General features: G+C 53.1%; 20 protein-coding genes, 2 tRNA genes and 1 other RNA gene. 13 read left to right on the forward strand and 10 right to left on the reverse strand.

The window, feature by feature from the left end:
• Window positions 1-6 precede the first annotated feature (6 nt).
• The gene (gene phoH, locus ACMWJS_RS01140; protein WP_024908976.1) at window positions 7-795 is read left to right on the forward strand and encodes a phosphate starvation-inducible protein PhoH; all 789 of its coding nucleotides are present in this window, start codon (window positions 7-9) and stop codon (window positions 793-795) included.
• 153 nt (window positions 796-948) lie between these two features.
• On the opposite strand, the gene ACMWJS_RS01145 is transcribed toward phoH, so the two are convergent.
• The 4 genes from ACMWJS_RS01145 to ACMWJS_RS01160 form a co-directional block, all read right to left on the reverse strand.
• Window positions 949-1,086: non-coding RNA, RtT sRNA (locus ACMWJS_RS01145), on the reverse strand.
• A gap of 44 nt (window positions 1,087-1,130) precedes the next feature.
• A tRNA-Ser gene (locus ACMWJS_RS01150) sits at window positions 1,131-1,218 on the reverse strand.
• Between the two features lie 147 nt (window positions 1,219-1,365).
• Entirely contained in the window at window positions 1,366-2,043 is a 678-nt protein-coding gene (locus ACMWJS_RS01155; protein ID WP_048027360.1) for an isochorismatase family protein, read from the reverse strand.
• 20 nt (window positions 2,044-2,063) lie between these two features.
• On the reverse strand, window positions 2,064-2,924 hold the full coding sequence (locus ACMWJS_RS01160) for a pirin family protein (RefSeq protein WP_262764400.1): 861 nt from the start codon (window positions 2,922-2,924) through the stop codon (window positions 2,064-2,066).
• A 109-nt stretch (window positions 2,925-3,033) separates the two neighbouring features.
• Between ACMWJS_RS01160 and ACMWJS_RS01165 the strand changes: the two genes are divergently transcribed.
• The gene (locus tag ACMWJS_RS01165) at window positions 3,034-3,939 is read left to right on the forward strand and encodes a LysR family transcriptional regulator (RefSeq protein ID WP_032651284.1); all 906 of its coding nucleotides are present in this window, start codon (window positions 3,034-3,036) and stop codon (window positions 3,937-3,939) included.
• Window positions 3,940-4,073: 134 nt separating this feature from the next.
• Here ACMWJS_RS01165 and ACMWJS_RS01170 read toward each other — a convergent pair.
• Window positions 4,074-4,161 (reverse strand) — tRNA-Ser (locus ACMWJS_RS01170).
• 232 nt (window positions 4,162-4,393) lie between these two features.
• Between ACMWJS_RS01170 and ghrA the strand changes: the two genes are divergently transcribed.
• The 4 genes from ghrA (at window position 4,394) to ACMWJS_RS01190 (ending at window position 7,309) form a co-directional block, all read left to right on the forward strand.
• Entirely contained in the window at window positions 4,394-5,332 is a 939-nt protein-coding gene (ghrA, locus tag ACMWJS_RS01175; RefSeq protein ID WP_414746482.1) for a glyoxylate/hydroxypyruvate reductase GhrA, read from the forward strand.
• Window positions 5,333-5,416: 84 nt separating this feature from the next.
• Window positions 5,417-6,154 (forward strand): phosphatase, encoded by a 738-nt coding sequence (locus ACMWJS_RS01180; RefSeq protein ID WP_008500850.1) that lies wholly within the window; start codon window positions 5,417-5,419, stop codon window positions 6,152-6,154.
• Window positions 6,155-6,175: 21 nt separating this feature from the next.
• Window positions 6,176-6,730 (forward strand): molecular chaperone, encoded by a 555-nt coding sequence (locus ACMWJS_RS01185; protein ID WP_414746483.1) that lies wholly within the window; start codon window positions 6,176-6,178, stop codon window positions 6,728-6,730.
• Between the two features lie 96 nt (window positions 6,731-6,826).
• Window positions 6,827-7,309 carry a DUF1097 domain-containing protein gene (locus tag ACMWJS_RS01190; RefSeq protein ID WP_139125294.1) on the forward strand — a complete coding sequence of 161 codons (483 nt, stop codon included), beginning with the start codon at window positions 6,827-6,829 and terminating at the stop codon, window positions 7,307-7,309.
• Between the two features lie 43 nt (window positions 7,310-7,352).
• On the opposite strand, the gene csgG is transcribed toward ACMWJS_RS01190, so the two are convergent.
• The 4 genes from csgG to csgD are packed head-to-tail and all read right to left on the reverse strand — an operon-like array spanning window position 7,353 to window position 9,694.
• Complete coding sequence (gene csgG / locus ACMWJS_RS01195) at window positions 7,353-8,186, reverse strand: curli production assembly/transport protein CsgG (RefSeq protein ID WP_045357119.1); 834 nt, start codon at window positions 8,184-8,186, stop codon at window positions 7,353-7,355.
• Between the two features lie 26 nt (window positions 8,187-8,212).
• Window positions 8,213-8,626, reverse strand: a complete 414-nt coding sequence (gene csgF / locus ACMWJS_RS01200) for a curli production assembly/transport protein CsgF (RefSeq protein WP_023311106.1) — start codon at window positions 8,624-8,626, stop codon at window positions 8,213-8,215.
• Window positions 8,627-8,649: 23 nt separating this feature from the next.
• The gene (gene csgE, locus ACMWJS_RS01205; RefSeq protein WP_008500845.1) at window positions 8,650-9,039 is read right to left on the reverse strand and encodes a curli production assembly/transport protein CsgE; all 390 of its coding nucleotides are present in this window, start codon (window positions 9,037-9,039) and stop codon (window positions 8,650-8,652) included.
• 4 nt (window positions 9,040-9,043) lie between these two features.
• Window positions 9,044-9,694 (reverse strand): biofilm master transcriptional regulator CsgD, encoded by a 651-nt coding sequence (gene csgD / locus ACMWJS_RS01210; protein ID WP_021240790.1) that lies wholly within the window; start codon window positions 9,692-9,694, stop codon window positions 9,044-9,046.
• Between the two features lie 764 nt (window positions 9,695-10,458).
• On the opposite strand from csgD, the gene csgB reads away from it, so the two are divergent.
• The 5 genes from csgB to ymdB all read left to right on the forward strand — a co-directional run bounded on the left by csgB (window position 10,459) and on the right by ymdB (window position 12,931).
• Window positions 10,459-10,914 (forward strand): curli minor subunit CsgB, encoded by a 456-nt coding sequence (csgB, locus tag ACMWJS_RS01215; protein ID WP_048027369.1) that lies wholly within the window; start codon window positions 10,459-10,461, stop codon window positions 10,912-10,914.
• 41 nt (window positions 10,915-10,955) lie between these two features.
• Complete coding sequence (csgA, locus tag ACMWJS_RS01220) at window positions 10,956-11,408, forward strand: curli major subunit CsgA (protein ID WP_063621360.1); 453 nt, start codon at window positions 10,956-10,958, stop codon at window positions 11,406-11,408.
• A gap of 61 nt (window positions 11,409-11,469) precedes the next feature.
• Window positions 11,470-11,802, forward strand: coding sequence for a curli assembly chaperone CsgC (gene csgC / locus ACMWJS_RS01225; protein WP_104948888.1), 333 nt, complete (start codon window positions 11,470-11,472; stop codon window positions 11,800-11,802).
• A 160-nt stretch (window positions 11,803-11,962) separates the two neighbouring features.
• Complete coding sequence (locus ACMWJS_RS01230; RefSeq protein WP_196352605.1) at window positions 11,963-12,283, forward strand: type 1 fimbrial protein; 321 nt, start codon at window positions 11,963-11,965, stop codon at window positions 12,281-12,283.
• A gap of 105 nt (window positions 12,284-12,388) precedes the next feature.
• Entirely contained in the window at window positions 12,389-12,931 is a 543-nt protein-coding gene (gene ymdB, locus ACMWJS_RS01235) for an O-acetyl-ADP-ribose deacetylase (protein ID WP_045908290.1), read from the forward strand.
• 32 nt (window positions 12,932-12,963) lie between these two features.
• Here the strand turns inward: ymdB and mdoC are convergent, their stop codons facing one another.
• Window positions 12,964-14,103 carry a glucans biosynthesis protein MdoC gene (gene mdoC / locus ACMWJS_RS01240; RefSeq protein ID WP_048027372.1) on the reverse strand — a complete coding sequence of 380 codons (1,140 nt, stop codon included), beginning with the start codon at window positions 14,101-14,103 and terminating at the stop codon, window positions 12,964-12,966.
• 254 nt (window positions 14,104-14,357) lie between these two features.
• Here mdoC and mdoG point away from each other — a divergent pair, with 254 nt between their 5' ends.
• Both mdoG and mdoH read left to right on the forward strand, forming a co-directional pair.
• On the forward strand, window positions 14,358-15,911 hold the full coding sequence (gene mdoG, locus ACMWJS_RS01245; protein ID WP_045357108.1) for a glucans biosynthesis protein MdoG: 1,554 nt from the start codon (window positions 14,358-14,360) through the stop codon (window positions 15,909-15,911).
• A complete protein-coding gene (mdoH, locus tag ACMWJS_RS01250) occupies window positions 15,904-18,432 on the forward strand; it encodes a glucans biosynthesis glucosyltransferase MdoH (protein ID WP_045908288.1) in 2,529 nt (842 codons plus the stop codon). Before mdoG ends, mdoH begins: the two co-directional genes overlap by 8 nt.

Raw genomic sequence — 18,432 nt, forward strand, 5'->3', positions numbered from 1 at the left:
CTATCCATGGGAAGACAAAAAGCAGTGATCAAAGCTCGTCGCGAAGCAAAACGTGTGCTGAGACGGGATTCACGTAGCCATAAACAGCGTGAAGAAGAATCGGTCACCTCGCTTGTGCAGATGAGTGGCGTAGAAGCAATTGGCATGGCCCGTGACAGCCGTGATAATTCTCCAATTGTGGCGCGCAATGAGGCTCAGGCGCACTACCTGAATGCTATCGAGAGTAAACAGCTCATCTTTGCAACCGGTGAAGCCGGATGCGGGAAAACCTGGATCAGTGCAGCCAAAGCGGCGGAAGCGCTGATCCATAAGGACGTGGAGAGAATCATTGTTACCCGTCCGGTACTGCAGGCTGATGAAGATCTCGGCTTCTTGCCCGGTGATATTTCGGAGAAGTTTGCCCCGTACTTCAGGCCCGTCTATGACGTGCTGGTGAAGCGGCTGGGTGCATCCTTTATGCAGTACTGCCTGCGGCCAGAGATTGGCAAGGTGGAAATCGCGCCGTTCGCCTATATGCGCGGACGTACATTTGAAAATGCGGTCGTCATTCTTGACGAGGCTCAGAACGTGACCGCTGCGCAAATGAAGATGTTTTTAACGCGCCTCGGGGAGAACGTGACGGTTATCGTTAACGGCGATATTACCCAGTGTGACCTGCCGTCCGGCGTGAAATCCGGACTGAGCGACGCCATGTCACGTTTTGAGGAAGATGAGATGATTGGGGTGGTACGCTTCACCAAAGAGGATTGCGTGCGCTCGGCGCTCTGCCAGCGCACGCTGCAAGCCTATTACTGAGTTTGCTGTTGCGTTCAAGGCCCGGGAAACCGGGCTTTGTTTTTTGTGCGGGCATGTCGTCGGGTGGCGCTGCGCTTACCCGACCTACAATACTGCATGCGTGCAATATGCGAAAAAAAAGCCCGCATTTTCATGCGAGCTCTTCTTTAAAGATGGCGGTGAGGGGGGGATTGACTCGCTTCGCTCGCCCTGCGGGCAGCCTGTTCGCTACGCTCACAGTCTGTCCAACTGGCTGTCGCCAGTTGTCGAACCCCGGTCGGGGATTCTCATCCCCCCCTTTCGGAGAAGATAAAAGAAAAAAGCCCGTACTTTCGTACGAGCTCTCATCTTAAATATGGCGGTGAGGGGGGGATTCGAACCCCCGATACGTTGCCGTATACACACTTTCCAGGCGTGCTCCTTCAGCCACTCGGACACCTCACCATATTGTTTTGCTGCCTGACCGCTTGGGGGGCAACGGGGCGCTACTATAGGGAGTTGCGCTGACACGGTCAAGCAGATTTTCAGCTTTAGTGCCTGTTCGGTTAAGCAATAATCAGCTCCACGGTTTTTACGCCGTGTAGCAGGGGATTAACGCTGTGAATCGAGCACTTCGCTGTTTTTAACCACTTCCTGCGCTTTGCTGTAGCTTTCGATCAGTAGCTGATAAGCCGGGAAGATGTGGGTATACACTTCCGCCCACTCCGCTGCATCTTCACGGTTCCATGTACGCTGGATCTCAGAGGCTACCGCCGCCGTATCCATCGGGACCACGCCCGCCTGTACAACGCGCGCCAGCGTGATCTCCTGCGCCATTTTGCTGTAGGTGCCGGAGGCATCAATCACCGCAAACACTTTATACCCGTCCGCCACCGCGCTGATTGACGGGAAGGCCATGCAGACGCTGGTGATGGTGCCCGCAATGATCAACGTCTTACGCCCGGTGGCTTTTACCGCTGCCACGAACTCCGGGTTATCCCAGGCGTTGATTTCGCCTTTACGGGCAACATATTGCGCATGCGGCGCGTTGGCGTGGATCTCCGGGATAAGCGGTCCGTTTGGTCCTTGTGGGACGGACGCGGTGGTGATCACCGGGATCTTCGCCAGGGTTGCGATTTTTGCCAGCGCTGCCGCACGGGCACGCAGTTCCGGCATTGGCATATCCCCAACGGTCTGGAACAGACCGCTCTGGTGATCGATAAGCAACATCACCGCATCGTTTACATCGATGGCCGGACGGGTTCCGTTAAAATTCGCAGGTGTAGACATCTTCTTCTCCTTTATTACGTTCAGATCTGACCAAAGCGGCCGGAATTGAAATCACGAATGGCTTCGTTGATTTCGGTTTTACTGTTCATCACAAACGGGCCGTAGCCCACGATCGGTTCATTCAGCGGCTCACCGGCCATCAGCAGCACTTTTGCGTCGCTGTTCGCTTCCAGGTGCAGTTTGTCGCCTTCCTGACTTAACACGACCAGCTGGGCTTCACCCGCCTGAGCGGTACCGTTTACCGTGATGCTGCCTTCAAGCACGACCAGCGCCGTGCTCCAGCCTTCCGGCTGAGCGAGCGTCAGATGGCTTCCCTGGTTCAGCGCGATGTCCCAGACGTTGAGCGGCGAGAAGGTGTGTGCCGGGCCGGTCACCGTGTCGTAGCGACCGGCAATAACCCGCAGCGTTCCACCACTGTCAGGCAGCGTCACCACCGGGATGTCGGCTTTCGTGATGCTCTGGTAGCCCGGTGCCGCCATCTTGTCTTTCGCCGGTAGATTGACCCAAAGCTGCATCATTTTGAGTTCCCCGCCTTTCTGCGAGAACGCGCTGGAGTGGAACTCCTCGTGCAAAATACCTGCGCCTGCGGTCATCCACTGCACGTCGCCGGGGCCAATGACGCCGCCTTTGCCCGTGGAGTCGCGATGCTCCACTTCACCGGAATAGACGATAGTGACCGTTTCAAAACCCCGGTGAGGATGCTGGCCGACGCCGCGTTTCGCACCATCTGCCGGAAAGGTGTATGGACCCGCATAGTCCAGCAGCAGGAACGGACTGAGCGGCTCGCCGTGGGTTTGATAAGAGAACATTGAACGGACCGGGAAACCGTCACCCACCCAGTGCTGACGTGGAGCGGTATAAACGCCAGTGATGTTTTTCATGATTAACTCCTGATGTTCTGTTGATGTAATTAGCTTATATTCAGGGTTAATATCCCGGTAGATAGTGAAAATGGCATTCACTGTTCTGAAAATAGAACGATGAGGATTTATGCAGGATCTCAATGACTTCGTCTGGTTTGTGAAGGTTGTGGAGTACGGGGGGTTTGCGGCGGCGGGAAGGGCGCTTGATTTGCCGAAGTCCAGGCTAAGCCGCCGGATCGCGCAGCTGGAGGAGCGACTTGGCGTACGGTTGATACAGCGCACGACGCGGCAGTTTACGGTGACGGAAGTGGGGCACACTTTCTATCAGCACTGTAAGGCAATGCTGATAGAAGCAGAAGCGGCAGAGGAGGCCGTTGCTGCGCTGCAGGCTGAGCCGCGCGGCGTCGTCAGGATCACCTGTCCCGTCACGTTACTGCACGTCCACGTGGGACCGATGCTGGCGCGGTTTATGGCGCGCTACCCCGGGATTAATCTCCAGCTTGAGGCCACCAATCGTCGGGTCGATCTTGTTGGCGAAGGTATTGATGTGGCTATCCGCGTGCGTCCGCGTCCGTTTGATGACAGCGACCTGGTGTTAAGGGTGCTGGCTGACAGGGGGCATTGCCTGGTGGCAAGTCCGCAGTTGATTGAACGTATGGGTAAACCGCGAATGCCTTCCGAGCTCAGTGAATGGCCTGGATTAAGTATGGGGGCCGGTAAACAGGTGCATAAATGGGAGCTCAGTGGTCCAGAAGGGGCGAAAGCGGAGATCCACTACGCACCGCGCTTTATTACCACCGACATGCTGGCATTGCGGGAAGCAGCGATGGCGGGCGTGGGCGTTGTACAGTTGCCGATATTGATGGTGAAGGATCAGCTTGCGTCAGGGGAACTGGTACGGGTGCTGGACGCGTGGGAACCCCGACGGGAAGTGATTCACGCGGTTTATCCTTCGCGGCGCGGCATGCTGCCGTCGGTCAGGACGCTGGTGGATTTTCTGACTGAAGAGTATGCGAAGATGGTGGAGGAGTAGCTTTTTGTAGGTCGGGTAAGCGCAGCGCCACCCGACATAAAGAGCGCAGGGAGTTTCAAGGTTCGAATCCCCCCTGCATGCGTGCAATATGCGAAAAAAAAGCCCGCATTTTCATGTGAGCTCTTCTTTAAATATGGCGGTGAGGGGGGGATTCGAACCCCCGATACGTTGCCGTATACACACTTTCCAGGCGTGCTCCTTCAGCCACTCGGACACCTCACCATATTGTCATCCCGTTGTTGACGGGACGGGCGCTAATGTAAGGAAAAGCCGAACTGCCGTCAACTCACTTTTTCAGTAATTTAGCGCGTTTAGACAAACTTCAGACAACATGATTCTTAAATGTGCTGAAAGCGTCTTTTTTATCAACAACACAGCCGTGCAATAAATTTGTTATGCTGACAACCTCGTTAAAAAACAAAATAAATCAGCGCAATAAAAGGCAGGAATGACTATGGATATACTTTTCTATCACCCCACGTTTGATACGGCCTACTGGATCGAGGCGCTCACGGCGGCACTACCCGGCGCACGCGTTCGCGAGTGGAAGCGTGGAGATAACGAACATGCTGACTATGCGCTGGTCTGGCATCCGCCGGTAGAAATGCTCCAGGGCCGTAAACTGAAGGCCGTTTTTGCCCTGGGAGCCGGTGTGGATTCCATTCTGAGCAAGCTGAAGGCGCACCCTGACATGCTGCCGGAAGCGATTCCCCTGTTCCGCCTGGAAGATACCGGAATGGGGCAGCAGATGCAGGAATATGCGGTCAGCCAGGTGCTGCACTGGTTCCGCCGCTTCGATGACTATCAGGCATTTAAACAGCAGGCCCACTGGGAGCCGCTGCCGGATTACCGTCGTGAAGACTTTACCATCGGCATCCTCGGTGCGGGCGTGCTGGGCTCAAAGGTGGCTGAAGCCCTCACACCGTGGGGCTTTCCGCTGCGCTGCTGGAGCCGCAGCCGCAAAGATTATCCGGGCGTCGAGAGCTTTGCCGGCACGGATGAACTCCCGGCCTTTCTGAACGGCACGCGCGTGCTGATCAACCTGCTGCCCAATACGGCGGAAACGGTCGGTATCATCAATGAAGACTTGCTCAACCAGTTAGCCGATCAGAGCTACCTGATGAACCTGGCGCGCGGGGTGCATCTGGTCGAGACCGATCTGCTGAAGGCGCTGGACAGCGGAAAGCTAAAAGGCGCCATGCTGGATGTCTATAGCCGTGAGCCGCTGCCGGTGGAAAGCCCGCTGTGGGCACATCCGCGTGTGGCGATGACCCCGCACGTGGCCGCCGTGACGCGTCCGGCAGAAGCGGTGGCGTACATATCCCATACCATCAGCGAAATGGAGAAGGGTAACGCGGTCACCGGCCAGGTCGACAGACAGCGCGGCTACTGAGAGAAACCCGGCGTTCGCCGGGTTTTTGCTAATATTCGCCGCTGATAACTGCTATCCTTTGGAAAAACCGCAGAGGAGAGAGAGATGTATCCCGTTGACCTGCATATGCACACCGTCGCCAGTACCCACGCGTATAGCAACCTCCATGATTATATCGCCCAGGCGAAGCTTAAGGGGATTAAGCTGTTCGCAATCACCGATCATGGTCCGGACATGGCGGATGCGCCGCACTACTGGCATTTTGTGAATATGCGGATCTGGCCACGTCTGGTGGACGGCATTGGGATACTGCGAGGCATCGAGGCGAATATCAAAAATACCGACGGTGAGATCGACTGCACCGGCCCGATGCTGACGTCTCTGGACCTTATCCTCGCCGGTTTCCACGAGCCGGTTTTTGCACCTCAGGATAAAGAGACCAACACCGCGGCGATGATTGCCACCATTGCCAGCGGCAATGTGCATATTATCAGCCACCCCGGCAACCCGAAGTACCCGATTGATATTCAGGCTGTCGCGCAGGCGGCAGCGAAGCACCGCGTGGCGCTGGAGATTAACAACTCCTCCTTTGTTCACTCGCGTAAGGGCAGTGAAGCCAACTGCCGCGAAGTGGCGGCCGCCGTCCGCGATGCGGGCGGCATGGTGGCGCTGGGTTCGGATTCCCATACCGCCTTCACGCTGGGCGATTTCAGCGAGTGCCTGAAGGTGCTGAATGACGTTAACTTCCCGGAAGCGCAAATCCTGAACGTCACCCCGCGCCGCATGCTCGATTTCCTCGAATCGCGCGGCATGGAGCCGATTGCCGAATTTGCCGATCTTTAATTGTGTAATGGAATAATAAAAATGAACGAGTTTTCCATCCTTTGCCGCGTGCTGGGTACGCTCTATTATCGCCAGCCGCAAGACCCGCTGTTGGTTCCGCTTTTTACGTTAATTCGTGAAGGTAAAATGGCGGAGAACTGGCCGCTGGAACAGGATGATTTACTGGCGCGTCTGCAAAAAAGCTGCGACATGCAGCAGATTGCGACCGATTACAATGCGCTGTTCGTCGGTGAAGAGTGCCGCGTTTCGCCATACCGTTCTGCCTGGCAGGAAGGGGCGACGGAAGCGGAAGTCCGTGCTTTCCTCTCCACCCGCGGTATGCCGCTAAGCGATACGCCAGCCGATCATATCGGTACGCTGCTGCTTGCTGCCTCCTGGATCGAAGACAACGCCGGGGATGATGAGAACGAAGCCATCGAAACCTTGTTCGAAACGTACCTGCTGCCGTGGGTCGGCACATTCCTGGGTAAAGTCGAAGCCCATGCCACCTCGCCATTCTGGAGAACGCTAGCACCGCTGACCCGCGACGCGATCGCGGCGATGTGGGATGAGCTGGAAGAAGAGAATGAAGAGTGATTTAGATCACATAAATTCTGCAACTCCGCATTTCAATTTGCACATAATGTGCTTCTGATCGCATTTCTATGGTGCGCTTCTGCTAAGATGCGCGCCATGAACATATTACTTTGTATCGCAATAACGACGGGCATTCTCTCCGGACTTTGGGGATGGGTGGCCGTGTCTCTCGGATTGCTCAGCTGGGCCGGATTCCTTGGCTGTACGGCCTATTTCGCCTGTCCGCAGGGGGGCGTCAAAGGGCTCTTCATCTCAGGCTGCACGCTGATGAGCGGGGTTATCTGGGCGCTGGTGATCATGAAAGGCAGCGCGCTGGCACCGCATCTGGAGATACTGGGGTACGTCATGACGGGCGTGGTTGCCTTCCTGATGTGCGTTCAGGCTAAGCATCTGCTGCTTTCGTTTGTGCCGGGAACCTTTATGGGAGCGTGCGCGACCTTTGCAGGGCAGGGTGACTGGAAGCTGGTGGTGCCTTCCCTGGCGCTGGGGTTGCTGTTTGGCTATGCCATGAAAAACAGCGGTCTTTGGCTGGCGTCGCGGCGGGAAAAAGCGCAAAACATCACGGCGGTGAGCGAATAAAAAAAGGCGAGATAATCATCTCGCCTTTTTTATGCGCTTCCTGTCAGGATTCCGGAGGGACTGACATATCGCGGTATTTCACCAGTATCGGGTTCTGCACGTCTGCTTTGTTTTGCAGATCCCACAGCCCGCGGTCAATACCGTCGTTGATTAAGAAGATCACGCCGGTTTCAATGGCTGACATCAGACACATCATGACCGGCTCGTTAGAGGTGTAACCAATTTCACCCTCAAGCAAACGCTGGTAATCGATGAAGCGGAATACCCCTGCCTGAACTTCATAGGACAGTATGGTTTTGCTGGTGGTTACCGAAGAGAGCACTTCGCCTGTACTGACGTTGACCACACGCAGGTTAACGGCGATTTGGTCGAGCTGATATTGGGTATCTGCACCGATACCGAAGTACCGCGCGCCCGCACCACCCGATTTAACGTTACTTTCGTAACCAATAATCGATCCTTCAATCATCACGTTTGCTGCCGCCAGAGATTCCAGAGGCGTGCGGTTATTGGCCGCGACGGTACCATTCTCCTGTGCGGCACGAATGATTTTCCGTTCATTCAACAGGTTCTGAAGACCCTGACGTTCCAGCGGAATAAACCAGTGCGAATCCTTGAGTGCGGTAACCAGCATCGCGGTGGCGCTTTGCGGCACGGCCGTGGAGAAGTTACTTGCCGGGTAAGGTTTGAATTGCCCTGTTTCGTCCTGAATGTTGTATACGGAGACAAATATTTTCCCCGTTGGAGCAGGTAAATGCGTTAAATCACGATAACTCTGGGCCCGAGGCATTAATGTTGGTTTTGCAGCTTCTTTAGGTGGAGCAGTTAAACAACCGCTCAATAAGCACACTGCAACAAATATCAGGAAGCGCTGCATGATCGTTGTCCTTATTTAGCTATTGTTTAAAAGTCAGTTGAATTACTTTGAAGACCGGAAACCTGAATGGTGGATATTCTTCCGGTTTTACGATCGGTCACGTTCAGCTGAAGCTGTCCATCAGTGTTGGCGATATCAACGATAAAATCGTTGGTCACCATCCGGCCGGGTTTACCGGTATTAATGTTGGTCAATAATCCGCCTAAAATCTGCGACTGGATAGCCTGAGTGAAGTTGTCCAGGGCGGATGGGGTATCAATGCTAAAATCCTTTAAGCTTGGATCCTTATAGGAGTTTTGCGCCTGAGCCTCATTCAGCAGAAACGCACCGTTGTTAGGGTTACCGCCAAAGTTTGGGTTACGGAACTGAAACGTCATGTTTCCGGCCCAGCTTATGGGGGTGATCAGCATTATCGAAACAACTGCATATGCAATACGCATGACAGCCTCCGCATATCGGTTCGCTAGAACTCGTCTTTTGCTAAATCGCTGGTGCTTAATAGGGCTTTATCTATTTGCAGGCGATTAATAGCGTCTTCTGATTGTGCCAGTGCTAAGGCTACGTTTTTATCGAAGTCCATTTTTGTGGGGAATAAAAACGTTTGATAAATAACGTACTGATTGGCCGTTATTGTTATCCAACTTCCCCATCGTGCACTGGGCCGCTCGTTGATTGTTATATTTCCGGTATAGGTACTGTCCCATTTGTCACTGAAGGCCCGGTAAAAACTGTGCCCGACCGATGAGACAGTGTGGTCTGTTAACAATCCGGGAACTTCGACCTCGACGGCCTTCAGATTCCCTGCAGCGAGCAGGAAACTCGCTGCGGCGATCCAACTCAACGTGCGTTTCATGTGATTAACGCCTGAGGTTATCGTTAGCCCACGAAACCGCCTGAGTTCGGTTTTTCACAGCTATCTTCTTGAAAAGATTATAAAGGTGCGTCTTTACCGTATTTTCGCTGATAAATAACGAACGGGCGATTTCAATATTTGAAGCACCAATGCGTAACTTATTCAGGATCTCTTTCTCACGGTGCGTGAGCAGTGCTGACTCTGAGCTGTTATAGCGATAATTTCCGGAGTGCGTAATGAGATAGCTTGCAAGCTTTTGCGAAAAATAACACTCGCCGCGCAATATACCTTGCAGGCCCTCAACCACCCGGTCTTCTTCTTCCGTGACGTAGAACACGCCATTGATATGCGGCCAGCTTTCAATATCTCTGAAGGGATATTCGTCAGGTGTATTCAACAATAGCACGCGGATATTATTGTTTTTCCTGCTTAAAATATCTTGCCAGTAATGGATAAGCTTTTTATCAGCTTCCATCATATCGAACAGAATGATGCTGCCAGGGGCAATATCATCAAAAGAACGTTGAATATTATGCAATTTCCCGTTCAGTGATAAAGATTGCTTTAAATGTTGTAATAACGCTGTCGCTTGCAAAGAAGGTTTTGTGATCAACAGTAATGTATGACCATGTAAACTATGGACTTCATTATACATGATGAAACCCCACTTTTTTTGGCACCTGGCAGCTGCCCTCCTGTTTATTAGAGGACACCAGAAGTACTGACAGATGTTGCACTGCTGTGTGTAGAATCAGACCATAACCTCCACAGGGAGGTAAATATAAAACCAATTTCGTACATCTAATTTCAATCTAGCTTTTACGAAGTTTAAAGCAAGTGTTAAACATGTAACTGAATGTAAAAATCAATATTAATTTGTGAAATTAGCTTGTAATGAATGGCGAGAAATGATGAGAAAGTTGTACATATTAATAGAGGTGCACAGATTTTAAAAATCATACAAATATTTATAATTATTTGATTTATACAGTTATTTGTTATTTTGATGAAACGATAATTAAGTATGAGTTACAGGTTGGTTCTAAGTCCAGGAATGAGCAGTGGTCTGGCTTAAGAAAACAGGTGTCGTGTCACGCACTGAGAAAAAATGTTCTTCAGCCGTTACGTTTAAACACCCCGGGAAGACCCGTGGACAGCCTTCGCCTCGCTGTACAACCCTTTCGCAAAACACCTGCAATAAAAAATATAAGCTGGCCTGAATAAAGTGTTTTTTGATGGAAATTACGACTTTGTGGTGATCTGAAAAATAAAAATAAGCCGCGCGGGTGAGATATTTAAAATGTTTCAGCGGACATACTCTTCACCGTAACGACGCGTTAACACAATACGAATCGTTTTTACAATTAACTCGGTTATACGGTTATGGCGTGATTCAATAACCAGGTCCAGGGTGACAACATGAAATACACATCGTTATTTATGGTGTTTACATTACTGGGTGCGCCTGGATTTGTAACCGCAGCGAATTCAGATTTAGCCAATCCTGAATATAACTTTGCGGTTAACGAATTAAGTCTTTCATCACTCAATCAGGCAGCCATTATTGGTCAACAGGGTGTTTTCAATGACGCTCAGGTTCGCCAGGAGGGTTCAAAACTCTTGTCCATTGTTTCCCAGGATGGGGCAGGTAACAGAGCGAGAGTTGATCAATCAGGGGGTTACAATATTGCCTGGATCGATCAGAGCGGTAACGCGAATGATGCAGGTATTACGCAAGATGGATACGGTAATAGCGCGAAAATTATCCAGAAAGGGTCGGGTAATAGAGCAAATATTACGCAGTACGGTACGCAGAAAACCGCAGTTGTAGTGCAGAAACAGTCGCAAATGGCGATTAACGTTATTCAACATTAGCGCCTTCGCGACGACTTTAATCAATCCGATGGGGGTTTACCATGAAATTTCTCAAAGTGGCAGCGCTTGCAGCAATCGTAGTTTCTGGTAGTGCTATGGCGGGTTCTATTAATCAGGGCGGCTGGGGTCATGGACATGGTCATGGCGGATACAGTGGCCCAAATTCAACCCTGAATATTTATCAGGACGGTGGCGGTAACTCCGCGGTTGCTCTGCAGACAGACGCCAGAAATTCTGTGCTGAATATTACCCAGAAAGGTGGCGGTAACGGCGCTGACGTTGGTCAGGGTTCTGATGACAGTAAAATCAACCTGAGCCAGAAAGGATTTGGCAACAGTGCAACACTTGATCAGTGGAACAGTAAAAAATCTGTTATGAACGTTAGCCAGTCCGGCGGCTTTAACGGTGCCCTCGTAGACCAGACTGCTTCTAACTCTACTGTCAACGTTACTCAGATCGGCTTCGGTAACCACGCGACAGCTCATCAGTACTGATACTGAAATCTGTGCTACAAAAAAACAGGGCTGATGCCCTGTTTTTTTTCGGGAGTTCATCATGAATACCTTAATTCTCCTTGCCGCGCTTTCCAGCCAGATAACCTTCAAAACGTCGCAGCAGGAAAATATGACCACCATTATTCCCCAGGTCACTCTGGCGCAGCCGTGTGATTGTCAGGTTCAGATTGTTTCCGTTCGGGAAGGGCAGGGGGGACAAAGTTCGTCCCGACAGCAAAATACCCTTTTTATCCCCGCTAATCAGACGATTGATTTAATGCGCCTGAGTTTAAATATTAACGCAGGAGACACGGTAAAAATCGTTGTCACCGTCTCAGATGGAAAATCGCTTCATTTATCACAACAGTGGTCGCCAGCGGGAAGTTCGATCTAAACATTCATGGAATCAATGGTTTGCGAATGTGGCGGGTCTGCACCGTTGAGCTATGCTGATATCAGGGACCAGGTCATTATGTTCCTTAACGTGAGACTTCGTTTGTCATAATGAAGTGCGTTTACCCCTCAAGGACGATTTTCATTGAGGAGTACCTATAATGAACCACTCTTTCGCTCGACTCGTGACGGGTCTGGGCCTGATCGTTTCTGTTTTTAGCCTCCCGGTTTATTCCGCTACCATTGTGAACGGTGGCGTCATTCATTTTCGCGGTGCCATTGTTGCCGACCCCTGTGAAGTTTCGCCGCAGCAGAGACAGTTTGCCTTGTCCTGCCCGGATAATAATCGTATGCAAACGCGCATGGTCAGCTATGAAGAGGCGCTTAATGGCCATGTGTCTGATTCGAACCTGGCATCGCTGCGCATGAAATACCTCAACCCTGAAAAAACGCTCGCGGTTGTCGAAATACAGTATCGATAACGCTCTCTCTTCCGCTTTGTGCGGAAGAGGATTTTTTCTGATAGTTTTTTCTCCCGGGCAGCCCTGCGATACACTTAAGAAAAAGGCGGGTTGCAGAGGGGCTTTATGAAACCGCAAATTGAAGTTATTCATGGCGATATTACGACCATGCATGTCGACGTCATCGTCAATGCGGCCAATCCCTCCCTGATGGGGGGAGGCGGTGTGGACGGGGCTATCCACCGGGCTGCCGGACCGCAGCTGCTGGAAGCCTGCAAAACCGTGCGGCAACAGCAGGGTGAGTGTCCTCCCGGTCATGCGGTCATTACGCTTGCGGGCGATCTGCCTGCCAGAGCGGTCATTCACGCCGTAGGGCCTGTCTGGCACGGTGGCGATCGGCATGAGGCGAGTATTCTGGAAGAGGCGTACCGGAACTGTCTGCGGCTGGCTGCCGACAACGGCTATAAAACAATGGCGTTTCCGGCCATCAGTACCGGTGTGTATGGCTATCCTAAGGCGGCTGCCGCGACGATCGCCGTCGAAACCGTTTACCGCTACCTGTCGCTAAAACCGATGCCTGAGAAGGTTATCTTTGTCTGTTTCGACGAAGAAACTACCCACCTTTATCAACGGTTGCTGACCCAGCGCGGGCAGGAACTGGACACCTGAAGAAAGCGCGGCGCACTCAGTGCGCCGGTTGTTTATGAGGCTTTTACCTGTGGTTTTCCTGAAAAGAGGAAACGCAGGAGCGGGATCCGCAGATGGATTTCATAGAGCACGATCGCAATCCCCACGACAAACACCAGACCGGTAAAGAACCCCAGCGTGTTAGAGGCGATATGCGGGGTGATATAAGCCCCGAAGAAAAGCGTTAACGGGTGATGCACCAGATAAATAAACAGCGAAGCATTGACGAAGTAGGTCACGCGGCTGGACTTAAAGTTCAGCAGGCGGTGGCCGAGCGCGAATACCACGTTCACCATCCACAAACCCAGCAGCATGGTGATCACGCTTTCCGTTTCGTACATCCAGGCGTCGCCGCTGCCGTAGCGCTGATTCAGCAGATAGGCTGCGAACGCGAAGGCCGCACCTATCGCGCACCACGGTGACGGAGTGGTAAACAGTGCTTTCAGCTTCGGATAAATAAACGCCAGCGCGCCGATTAAAAAGAACGGGATGTAGAACAGCGACTGCATCACCACGAAATTAAAGAGCCCGTCGCTTAAAATCGGCGAATAGACGATAAGCAGGGTCCGTCGCACGGCAGCATAAGCGATCCCCAACAGCAAGAAGAGCACTGACAGTTTGCCCATCGTAACGTTGGCGAAAAAGGCGTCGGCTGTCGAACTCAGGTGGTGGCGCAGGCGGCTAAAAATGAACAGACTCACCGTGGTGAGCACCACCAGGACCAGCAGGAACCACAGGTGAGACACCAGCTCCCAGACCAGCGTATTGTACTTTTCATACAGCGACAGATTCGGCCAGTTCTCCGCTTTGCCTTTGACGTACTGCAGCATAATGAACTGAGGCAGCGTCAGCAGCGGAATCGCGGTCAGCATGGGGATCCCCACGCGCTCGACGCGCACCTTCCACCAGCGTTTAAGCGGGTATCGCAGAAACAGCATGTAAGAGAAATAGCCGGAGATGACAAAAAACACCTGCATACGGAAGGCGTGAATAAAGTCATTAAACAGCGTCAGCCACCAGGACGGCATCTGGCTATTCACATGCCAGGTGTGGCTGGAGTAAATCAGTGATATGTGAAAAGGGATCCCCAATAGCATCAGCCATGCCCGGATCGAGTCGAGGAAATATTCACGTTCTGTTGGTGTTGTGCTCATATAACGTTGTGCATTCTCAGACTTTTCGTCTTATCCCTAAGACTCATAATGGTTACATTCGAAAGCAACCCTACACCAAGACCGACACCCTGTCTCCAGGATAAGCACGCAAAGTGAATAATGGGTTCTTTCATTTGCTTAATCCATGAGCCAGCAGCTGAACAAAGCAGTGATAATGTTGTCGGATTGCCTGAGTTTCCATTAAAATGGATCGGATCGATATAAGCACACAAAGGGGGAAGTGCTTACTTATTATGAAACATAAACCACAGATGAAGAAAATGCGTTGGTTAGGTGCTGCAGTGGTGTTATCACTGTATACCTCATCGGCACTGGCCTTTAACATCGACGATGTCGCAAAACAGGCAAAATCGATGGCGGGCAAGAGCTACGAAGCGCCGAAAAGTAACTTGCCCTCCGTTTTCCGCGATATGAAATATGCGGACTATCAGCAGATCCAGTTCAATCACGACAAAGCCTACTGGAGCAACATCAAGACCCCGTTCAAGCTTGAGTTTTATCATCAGGGTATGTATTTCGACACGCCAGTTGCCATCAATGAAGTGACGGCCACAGCGGTACGTAAGATTAAATACAGCCCGGATTACTTCAATTTTGGCAATGTGCAACACGACAAAGATACGGTGAAAGACCTGGGCTTCGCTGGCTTTAAGGTGCTTTACCCGATCAACAGCAAAGATAAAAACGACGAAATCGTCAGCATGCTTGGTGCCAGCTATTTCCGCGTGATTGGCGCGGGGCAGGTATACGGGCTTTCTGCGCGCGGACTGGCTATTGATACCGCGCTGCCATCAGGTGAAGAATTCCCACGTTTCCGTGAGTTCTGGATTGAACGTCCAAAACCAACGGACAAACGTCTGACTATATATGCGCTGCTGGATTCTCCGCGTGCGACCGGCGCCTATCGCTTTGTGATCATGCCGGGTCGTGACACGGTGGTTGACGTGCAGTCTAAGGTTTACCTGCGTGATAAAGTGGGCAAGCTGGGCGTTGCGCCGCTGACCAGTATGTTCCTGTTTGGGCCGAACCAGCCGTCACCAGCAACCAACTTCCGCCCGGAACTGCATGATTCCAACGGTCTGTCTATTCACGCCGGTAACGGCGAGTGGATCTGGCGTCCGCTGAACAACCCGAAACATCTGGCGGTGAGCAGCTTCGCAATGGAAAACCCACAAGGTTTTGGCCTGCTGCAGCGTGGTCGTCAGTTCTCCCGCTTTGAAGATCTGGACGACCGCTATGACCAGCGCCCAAGCGCCTGGGTCACGCCAAACGGTGACTGGGGTAAAGGTAAGGTCGAGCTGGTAGAAATTCCGACCAATGACGAAACCAACGATAACATTGTCGCTTACTGGACGCCGGATCAGTTGCCGGAAGCCGGTAAAGAGATGAACTTCAAGTACACCATCACCTTCAGCCGCGACGAAGATAAGCTGCATGCGCCGGATAACGCGTATGTTATGCAGACTCGCCGCTCAACGGGTGATGTGAAGCAGTCTAATCTTATCCGTCAGCCTGACGGTACCGTGGCCTTTGTCGTGGACTTCACAGGCCAGGATATGAAGAAACTGTCACCGGACACCGCCGTTGCCGCTCAGGCCAGCATCGGTGATAACGGTGAAATCGTTGAGAATACCGTGCGTTACAACCCGGTAACCAAAGGCTGGCGTCTGACCCTGCGCGTGAAAGTGAAAGATCCGAAACAGACCACTGAAATGCGTGCAGCGCTGGTCAGTAACGATCAGCCACTGAGTGAAACCTGGAGCTATCAGCTACCTGCCAATGAATAATACATCTGAATATATTGATGCCATGCCGCTGACGGATATCGAAAAAGCGGCACTGCCTAAGAGCGACATCCGCGCGGTTCACACCGCGCTGGATGGTGAACATCGTCAGTTTTCCCGTGATGATGATACGCCGCTGGGGTCAGTAAAGGCACGTCTGGAGCAGGCCTGGCCGGACTCGCTGGCAGAAGGGCAGTTGATTAAAGACGACGAAGGGCGCGATCAGCTTCAGGCGATGCCGAAGGCCACGCGTTCCTCAATGTTTCCCGATCCATGGCGCACCAACCCGGTGGGCCGCTTCTGGGATCGCCTGCGCGGGCGTGATGTGACGCCCCGCTACCTGTCACGCCTGACGAAAGAAGAGCAGGCTTCCGAACAGAAATGGCGTACCGTGGGGACCATCCGTCGCTACATCCTGCTGCTGCTGACGCTGGCGCAGACGGTCGTCGCGACCTGGTATATGAAAACCATCCTGCCTTATCAGGGCTGGGCGTTTATCAACCCGACGGACATGATGGGCCAGGATCTCTGGGTCTCCTTCATGCAGCTGCTGCCGTACATCCTGCAGAGCGGCATCCTTCTGCTGTTCGCGGTTCTCTTCTGCTGGGTCTCGGCTGGTTTCTGGACCGCGCTGATGGGCTTCCTGCAGCTGCTGATGGGGCGTGACAAATACAGCATTTCGGCGTCTACGGTCGGGGATGAACCCCTCAATCCTGAGCACCGTACCGCGCTGATTATGCCTATCTGTAACGAAGACGTTGATCGCGTGTTTGCGGGCCTGCGTGCCACCTGGGAATCCGTAAAGGCGACCGGCAACGCGGAGCATTTCGACGTCTACATCCTGAGCGACAGTTACAACCCGGATATCTGCGTGGCGGAACAAAAAGCGTGGATGGAGCTGATTGCGGAAGTGCAGGGCGAAGGGCAGATCTTCTACCGTCGCCGCCGCCGTCGTGTGAAGCGTAAAAGCGGTAACATCGATGACTTCTGCCGTCGCTGGGGTAATCAGTACAGCTATATGGTCGTGCTGGATGCGGACTCCGTCATGAGCGGTGACTGCCTGAGCGGTCTGGTGCGTCTGATGGAAGCCAACCCGAACGCGGGTATCATTCAGTCTTCGCCAAAAGCCTCCGGTATGGACACGCTCTATGCGCGCTGCCAGCAGTTCGCCACCCGTGTTTACGGGCCGCTGTTTACGGCGGGTCTGCACTTCTGGCAACTGGGTGAATCGCACTACTGGGGTCACAACGCGATTATCCGCGTGAAGCCGTTCATTGAACACTGTGCGCTGGCGCCGCTGCCGGGCGAGGGTTCGTTTGCCGGTTCTATTCTGTCGCATGACTTCGTGGAAGCGGCGCTGATGCGTCGTGCTGGCTGGGGCGTCTGGATTGCCTACGACCTGCCGGGATCGTACGAGGAGCTGCCGCCGAACCTGCTGGACGAGCTCAAACGTGACCGCCGCTGGTGTCACGGTAACCTGATGAACTTCCGCCTGTTCCTGGTGAAAGGGATGCACCCGGTTCACCGTGCAGTGTTCCTGACGGGCGTGATGTCTTATCTCTCCGCACCGCTGTGGTTTATGTTCCTTGCGCTCTCCACTGCGCTGCAGGTCGTGCATGCCCTGACCGAGCCGCAATACTTCCTGCAACCGCGGCAGCTGTTCCCGGTGTGGCCACAGTGGCGCCCGGAACTGGCGATTGCGCTGTTTGCCTCCACCATGGTGCTGCTGTTCCTGCCTAAGCTGCTCAGCATCATCCTGATCTGGTGCAAAGGCTCGAAAGAGTACGGCGGTTTCTTCCGCGTGACCCTTTCACTGCTGCTGGAAGTGCTGTTCTCCGTGCTGCTGGCACCGGTGCGTATGCTGTTCCACACCGTGTTCGTGGTCAGTGCGTTCCTGGGCTGGGAAGTGGTCTGGAACTCACCGCAGCGTGATGACGACTCCACGCCGTGGAGCGAAGCCTTTATGCGCCACGGTTCTCAGCTGCTGCTGGGTCTGGTGTGGGCAGCCGGGATGGCGTGGCTGGATCTGCGCTTCCTGTTCTGGCTGGCGCCGATTGTCTTCTCGCTGATCCTGTCGCCGTTTGTCTCCGTGATCTCCAGCCGTTCGACGGTGGGGCTACGGACCAAACGCTGGAAGCTGTTCCTGATCCCGGAAGAGTATTCCCCGCCGCAGGTGCTGGTGGATACCGATCGTTATCTCGAGCAGAACCGCAATCGCACGCTGGATGACGGCTTTATGCACGCCGTGTTTAACCCGTCATTCAACGCCCTGGCAACGGCGATGGCCACTGCGCGCCACCGTGCCAGCCAGGTGCTGGAGATTGCCCGCGATCGTCACGTTGAGCAGGCGCTGAACGAGACCCCGGAAAAACTCAACCGTGACCGTCGTCTGGTCCTGTTGAGCGACCCGGTCACGATGGCGCGTCTTCACTACCGCGTGTGGTCCGCTCCGGAGAGATACTCTTCGTGGGTAAACTACTATAAAGAACTGAAGCTGAACCCGCTGGCGTTGAAGGCGAAGTAA

Source organism: Enterobacter sp. HK-058-C-ECC, from assembly GCF_047531125.1.
Taxonomy (GTDB): Bacteria; Pseudomonadota; Gammaproteobacteria; order Enterobacterales; family Enterobacteriaceae; genus Enterobacter; species Enterobacter quasiroggenkampii.

Excerpts from the sequence above, each read along its gene's own strand:
- phoH (WP_024908976.1), top strand. The coding sequence starts at position 7 with ATGGGAAGACAAAAAGCAGTGATCAAAGCTCGTCGCGAAGCAAAACGT.
- ACMWJS_RS01155 (WP_048027360.1), bottom strand. The coding sequence starts at position 2,043 with ATGTCTACACCTGCGAATTTTAACGGAACCCGTCCGGCCATCGATGTA.
- ACMWJS_RS01160 (WP_262764400.1), bottom strand. The coding sequence starts at position 2,924 with ATGAAAAACATCACTGGCGTTTATACCGCTCCACGTCAGCACTGGGTG.
- ACMWJS_RS01165 (WP_032651284.1), top strand. The coding sequence starts at position 3,034 with ATGCAGGATCTCAATGACTTCGTCTGGTTTGTGAAGGTTGTGGAGTAC.
- ghrA (WP_414746482.1), top strand. The coding sequence starts at position 4,394 with ATGGATATACTTTTCTATCACCCCACGTTTGATACGGCCTACTGGATC.
- ACMWJS_RS01180 (WP_008500850.1), top strand. The coding sequence starts at position 5,417 with ATGTATCCCGTTGACCTGCATATGCACACCGTCGCCAGTACCCACGCG.
- ACMWJS_RS01185 (WP_414746483.1), top strand. The coding sequence starts at position 6,176 with ATGAACGAGTTTTCCATCCTTTGCCGCGTGCTGGGTACGCTCTATTAT.
- ACMWJS_RS01190 (WP_139125294.1), top strand. The coding sequence starts at position 6,827 with ATGAACATATTACTTTGTATCGCAATAACGACGGGCATTCTCTCCGGA.
- csgG (WP_045357119.1), bottom strand. The coding sequence starts at position 8,186 with ATGCAGCGCTTCCTGATATTTGTTGCAGTGTGCTTATTGAGCGGTTGT.
- csgF (WP_023311106.1), bottom strand. The coding sequence starts at position 8,626 with ATGCGTATTGCATATGCAGTTGTTTCGATAATGCTGATCACCCCCATA.
- csgE (WP_008500845.1), bottom strand. The coding sequence starts at position 9,039 with ATGAAACGCACGTTGAGTTGGATCGCCGCAGCGAGTTTCCTGCTCGCT.
- csgD (WP_021240790.1), bottom strand. The coding sequence starts at position 9,694 with ATGTATAATGAAGTCCATAGTTTACATGGTCATACATTACTGTTGATC.
- csgB (WP_048027369.1), top strand. The coding sequence starts at position 10,459 with ATGAAATACACATCGTTATTTATGGTGTTTACATTACTGGGTGCGCCT.
- csgA (WP_063621360.1), top strand. The coding sequence starts at position 10,956 with ATGAAATTTCTCAAAGTGGCAGCGCTTGCAGCAATCGTAGTTTCTGGT.
- csgC (WP_104948888.1), top strand. The coding sequence starts at position 11,470 with ATGAATACCTTAATTCTCCTTGCCGCGCTTTCCAGCCAGATAACCTTC.
- ACMWJS_RS01230 (WP_196352605.1), top strand. The coding sequence starts at position 11,963 with ATGAACCACTCTTTCGCTCGACTCGTGACGGGTCTGGGCCTGATCGTT.
- ymdB (WP_045908290.1), top strand. The coding sequence starts at position 12,389 with ATGAAACCGCAAATTGAAGTTATTCATGGCGATATTACGACCATGCAT.
- mdoC (WP_048027372.1), bottom strand. The coding sequence starts at position 14,103 with ATGAGCACAACACCAACAGAACGTGAATATTTCCTCGACTCGATCCGG.
- mdoG (WP_045357108.1), top strand. The coding sequence starts at position 14,358 with ATGAAACATAAACCACAGATGAAGAAAATGCGTTGGTTAGGTGCTGCA.
- mdoH (WP_045908288.1), top strand. The coding sequence starts at position 15,904 with ATGAATAATACATCTGAATATATTGATGCCATGCCGCTGACGGATATC.